The following is a 5848-nucleotide window of genomic DNA, read 5'->3' on the forward strand; positions in this document are numbered from 1 at the left end:
GGGTGTGTTGTTTGGGATCTCGATAGTGTGTCGTGTTTGTTTGTTTGGTTGGTGTTTTTTGTTGGTTTCTTTGTTTGGTTTTTGTTTTGTTTGGAGAGTTTGATCCTGGCTCAGGACGAACGCTGGCGGCGTGCTTAACACATGCAAGTCGAACGGGCTGGCTCTGGTTTTTGCTGGGGCTGGTTAGTGGCGAACGGGTGAGTAACACGTGAGTGACCTGCCCTCTTCTCCTGGATAACTGCTTGAAAGGGCGGCTAATACGGGGTGGTCTGGCCTGCCTGCATGGGTGGGTTGGTATAGGTTCAATCGTTTGGTTGTTCTGGTGGGGGATGGGCTCGCGGCCTATCAGCTTGTTGGTGGGGTGATGGCTTACCAAGGCTTTGACGGGTAGCCGGCCTGAGAGGGTGGACGGCCACACTGGGACTGAGATACGGCCCAGACTCCTGCGGGAGGCAGCAGTGGGGAATATTGCACAATGGGCGGAAGCCTGATGCAGCGACGCCGCGTGAGGGATGGAGGCCTTCGGGTTGTGAACCTCTTTTTCCGGTGGTGAAGGCCTGCTCCTTTGTGGGTGGGCTGACGGTAGCCGGGTTAGGAAGCGCCGGCTAACTACGTGCCAGCAGCCGCGGTAATACGTAGGGCGCGAGCGTTGTCCGGAATTACTGGGCGTAAAGGGCTTGTAGGCGGCTGGTCGCGTCTGCCGTGAAATTCCCTGGCTTAACTGGGGGCTTGCGGTGGGTACGGGCTGGCTTGAGCGCAGTAGGGGAGGCTGGAACTCCTGGTGTAGCGGTGGAATGCGCAGATATCAGGAGGAACACCGGTGGCGAAGGCGGGTCTCTGGGCTGTTGCTGACGCTGAGGAGCGAAAGCGTGGGGAGCGAACAGGATTAGATACCCTGGTAGTCCACGCCGTAAACGTTGGGCACTGGGTGTGGGGGTCCTTTTCCGGGGCGTCCGCGCCGTAGCTAACGCGTTAAGTGCCCCGCCTGGGGAGTACGGCCGCAAGGCTAAAACTCAAAGGAATTGACGGGGGCCCGCACAAGCGGCGGAGCATGCGGATTAATTCGATGCAACGCGAAGAACCTTACCAAGGCTTGACATGGGCTGGTTGCTGCCGGAGACGGTGGTTCCCCTGCTGCTTGTTGTGGCTGGGGCCGGCCTGCAGGTGGTGCATGGTTGTCGTCAGCTCGTGTCGTGAGATGTTGGGTTAAGTCCCGCAACGAGCGCAACCCCTGTCTCGTGTTGCCAGCACTTCGGGTGGGGACTCGCGGGAGACTGCCGGGGTGAACTCGGAGGAGGGTGGGGATGACGTCAAATCATCATGCCCCTTATGTCTTGGGCTTCACGCATGCTACAATGGCCGGTACAGTGGGTTGCGATGCCGCGAGGCGGGGCGAATCCCTTAAAGCCGGTCTCAGTTCGGATCGGTGCCTGCAACTCGGCACCGTGAAGTTGGAGTCGCTAGTAATCGCGGATCAGCAACGCCGCGGTGAATACGTTCTCGGGCCTTGTACACACCGCCCGTCACGTCATGAAAGCCGGTGACGCCCGAAGCCCGTGGCCCTGTGGGGAGCGGTCGAAGGCGGGGCTGGTGATTGGGACGAAGTCGTAACAAGGTAGCCGTACCGGAAGGTGCGGCTGGATCACCTCCTTTCTAGGGAGTCTTCTTGGCGCCGGCCGGGCAGGCAAGCATCCTTCCTGTGGCTCGTCGTTGTCGTGCTTGGGGTCTTGCTGGGCTGGTGCCTGGTGGGGCCTGCTGGCGGCGGCGGGCTGGGGGTGGGGCTCCTTGGCTGCTTCTTGCTCTCCCTGTGCTGGGGGGTGGGGGGTGGCTGGGGGGTGGCATGCTGTCGGGTTCCGGGGCTGCGCGCCCTGGTTGTGCCTGGGTCCTGCTGGTGCCGGCTTGGCTGGTGGTGGTGGGGCTGTGGGCTGGCTGGTTGTGAACTGTATAGCGGACGCGAGTGTTTCGAGTGTTTGCTTGTTTTGTTTTGTCTTGCTTTTGTGGTTGCTGTGTTTTGCTGTGGCTCGCGCGCGGTCCTGGTGGCGCCGTCTGGTGCTGGCGGGGGTGCGCGCGTGGTTTTGTGTTGTTTTTATGGGCGTTCGGTGGATGCCTTGGCACCAGGGGCCGATGAAGGACGTGGCGGCCTGCGATATGCCTCGGGGAGCCGGCTTGCGGGCTGTGATCCGAGGGTTTCCGAATGGGGGTACCCGGCACGGGTTGTGCCGTGTCACTCGTTCCTGAATTCATAGGGGGCGGGGGGTTACGCGGGGAAGTGAAACATCTCAGTACCCGTAGGAGAAGATATTCCGTTAGTAGTGGCGAGCGAAGGCGGATGAGGCTAAACCGTGGTCGTGTGAGTACCCGGCAGGGGTTGCGGCTGCGGGGTTGTGGGGCGTGCCTGGGGCCTGCTGCCGTGGGCCCGCGTGCTTTGCTGGTGGGTAGCCGGATCCTCTGGGAAGGGGGGCCGTAGAGGGTGATAGCCCCGTAGGCTGAACCTGCTGGTGGCGCGTGGGGCGTGTTTTTCCCCTTTTTTGTAGCGTGGGGTCCGTGGAGTCCTGCGTGAGTCTGCCAGGACCACCTGGCTGCCTAAATACTTCCTGGTGACCGATAGCGGATTAGTACCGTGAGGGAATGGTGAAAAGTACCCCGGGAGGGGAGTGAAATAGTACCTGAAACCGGGCGCCTGCAAGCCGTCAGGGCCTGTCCCGCCGCTCTTTTGGGCGTGTGGGGCGGGTGGTGGCGTGCCTTTTGAAGAATGAGCCTGCGAGTCAGGGCGCGTCGCGAGGTTAACCCGTTGTGGGGGAGCCGTAGCGAGGGCGAGTCCTAGGTTGGGCGTTTAGTGGCGCGTTCTGGACCCGAAGCGGGGTGATCTACCCATGGCCAGGTTGAGGCACGTGTAAGAGCGTGTGGAGGACCGAACCCACCTCGGTTGAAAACGGGGGGGATGAGCTGTGGGTAGGGGTGAAAGGCCAATCAGACTCCGTGATAGCTGGTTCTCCCCGAAATGCATTTAGGTGCAGCGTCGCGTGTTCCCGTGCGGAGGTAGAGCACTGGTTGGCTGAGGGGCCTTACTGGGTTACTGATGCCAGTCAAACTCCGAATGCCGTTTTGGGGGTAGCGCGGCAGTGAGACTGCGGGGGATAAGCTTCGTGGTCGAGGGGGAAACAGCCCAGATCGCCGGCTAAGGCCCCTAAGTGTACGCTAAGTGGGAAAGGATGTGCGGTCGCGGTGACAGCCAGGAGGTTGGCTCAGAAGCAGCCATCCTTGAAAGAGTGCGTAATAGCTCACTGGTCGAGTGGTCGTGCGCCGACAATGTAGCGGGGCTCAAGCGTACCGCCGAAGCCGCGGGCCCGGGTGCTGCTGTTGGGTGGTGCCTGGGCGGTAGGGGAGCGTCCTGCGCCGGGTGAAGCCCGGGGGTGACCGTTCGGGTGGACGGCGCGGGAGTGAGAATGCAGGCATGAGTAGCGAGACCGGGGTGGGATTCCCCGGCGCCGTATGACCAAGGGTTCCAGGGGCAGGTTCGTCCTCCCTGGGTGAGTCGGGGCCTAAGGCGAGGCCGACAGGCGTAGTCGATGGATGACGGGTTGATATTCCCGTACCGGCGGTCCACCGCCAGTGCTGACGCGCGGGTGCTAACCCACGCCCTTGCGTCCCCTGCTTTTTTCCTGCTGCCGGGTGGCTGGTCCTTCGGGGCCGGCCGGCCGGGGCGGGTGTGGGGGGCGGCTTGGGGTCTGGGGGTCCTCCGTGCTGGTAGGCAAGCGTGTTAACAGGGGTGACGCACTAGGGTAGCCCGGCGGGGCTTATGGCTTGTCCCGTTCAAGCGTGTGGCCCGGCGCCCAGGTAAATCCGGGCGCCACGCCCTTCCTGCCCTGCTTTTGGGGTGGGGGGCTGGGTGAGGCGTGATGGTGACCCTGCCTGTTGGGGTGGGGGATAGTGGGGTGATCCTGTGGTGCCTAGAAAAGCCTCGGCGCGAGGTGGTCCGCCGCCCGTACCCAATAACCGACACAGGTGGTCGGGCAGAGTATGCCCAGGCGGGCGAGTTAATCGTGGTTAAGGAACTCGGCAAAATGCCCCCGTAACTTCGGGAGAAGGGGGGCCCGGGCCCTGAAGCCCCGTTGCGGGCTAGGGGTGAGGGTCGCAGTGACCAGGGAGGAGCGACTGTTTACTAAAAACACAGGTCCGTGCGAAGCCGTAAGGCGATGTATACGGACTGACGCCTGCCCGGTGCTGGAAGGTTAAGGGGATCCGTCAGCGCCACGTCCTCGTGGTGTGAAGCGGTGAGCCCAAGCCCCAGTAAACGGCGGTGGTAACTATAACCATCCTAAGGTAGCGAAATTCCTTGTCGGGTAAGTTCCGACCTGCACGAATGGCGTAACGACTCCTCCACTGTCTCAACCACGAGCTCGGCGAAATTGCATTACGAGTAAAGATGCTCGTTACGCGCAGAAGGACGGAAAGACCCCGGGACCTTTACTATAGCTTGGTATTGGCGCCCGCCATGGCTTGTGCAGGATAGGTGGGAGACTGTGAGGCCGGCACGCTAGTGCCGGCGGAGTCGCTGTTGGGATACCACTCTGGCTGTGGCGTGCGCCTGAACCTCGGCCCGTGATCCGGGCCAGGGACAGTGCCTGGTGGGTAGTTTAACTGGGGCGGTTGCCTCCTAAAGAGTAACGGAGGCGCTCAAAGGTTCTCTCAGCCTGGTCGGCAACCAGGTGTCGAGTGCAAGCGCACAAGAGGGCCTGACTGCGAGACCGACGGGTCGAGCAGGCACGAAAGTGGGAGCTAGTGATCCGGCGATCCCGTGTGGGTGGGTCGTCGCTCAACGGATAAAAGGTACCCCGGGGATAACAGGCTGATCCTGCCCAAGAGTCCATATCGACGGCATGGTTTGGCACCTCGATGTCGGCTCGTCGCATCCTGGGGCTGGAGCAGGTCCCAAGGGTTGGGCTGTTCGCCCATTAAAGCGGTACGCGAGCTGGGTTTAGAACGTCGTGAGACAGTTCGGTCCCTATCCTCTGCGCGCGCAGGAGACTTGAGGAGGCCTGTCCCTAGTACGAGAGGACCGGGACGGACGAACCTCTGGTGCGCCAGTTGTCCCGCCAGGGGCACGGCTGGTTGGCTACGTTCGGGCCGGGTAACCGCTGAAGGCATCTAAGCGGGAAACCGTCTCCAAGATAAGGTCTCCGCGCGCCCCCCGCCCGGGGGGCGCGGAAGGCTCCCAGTAGACTACTGGGTCGATAGGCCAGGCGTGGAAGCAGGCAGCCCCACCAAGCGGGTGAACCTGCTGCGAGCTGACTGGTACTAACAACAGCCGAACACAACACAAAAAACCAACCCCACACAAGCAGGCCACGTGCAGGGCAGGCAGCACAAGCACGCACGCACGCACTCAACCCACCCCCCATGCCCGGGGGGGCGTCCGCTGTACGGTCCACGACCAGCCAAGCCCACCAAGCAGGCACAACACGCAACGCCACAACCGAGGCACCCCCAAACCCCCGACAGCAACGGGGTACCCGGGGGGTGCGGGGTGTGGCGGGACACGAGCATAGAGGAACCACGACACCCAGCAACCAGCCACCCGGCCAGCACCACGGCACGGGGGGATGCTGGCTGGGGTACGACACCGGACCCAAACCACCCCGCACAGCGGGGGGCAGGCACGCAGGCTAGTGCGTGTGGCTGGGGGCGGGTGGGTCGTGCCGGTGGTCACAGCGGGGGAGACAACGCCCGGACCCATTTCCGAACCCGGAAGCTAAGCCCCCCAGCGCCAATGGTACTGCCCCCGACAGGCGGGCGGGAGAGTAGGACACCGCCGGCACACCCACCCACCCACAACCACACACACAAC

General features: G+C 62.7%; 3 rRNA genes. All 3 read left to right on the top strand.

Annotated features, from left to right (window positions below):
* The first annotated feature begins 87 nt into the window (after positions 1 to 87).
* Positions 88 to 1653, top strand: a 16S ribosomal RNA gene (locus GZ998_RS09245).
* A gap of 423 nt (positions 1654 to 2076) precedes the next feature.
* Positions 2077 to 5324, top strand: a 23S ribosomal RNA gene (locus tag GZ998_RS09250).
* Between the two features lie 374 nt (positions 5325 to 5698).
* A 5S ribosomal RNA gene (rrf, locus tag GZ998_RS09255) occupies positions 5699 to 5818 on the top strand.
* The 16S, 23S and 5S rRNA genes sit together here, the layout of an rRNA operon.
* The last annotated feature ends 30 nt before the right edge of the window (positions 5819 to 5848 follow it).

This window comes from Actinomyces sp. 594 (assembly GCF_019325145.1).
Classification (GTDB): domain Bacteria; phylum Actinomycetota; class Actinomycetes; order Actinomycetales; family Actinomycetaceae; genus Actinomyces.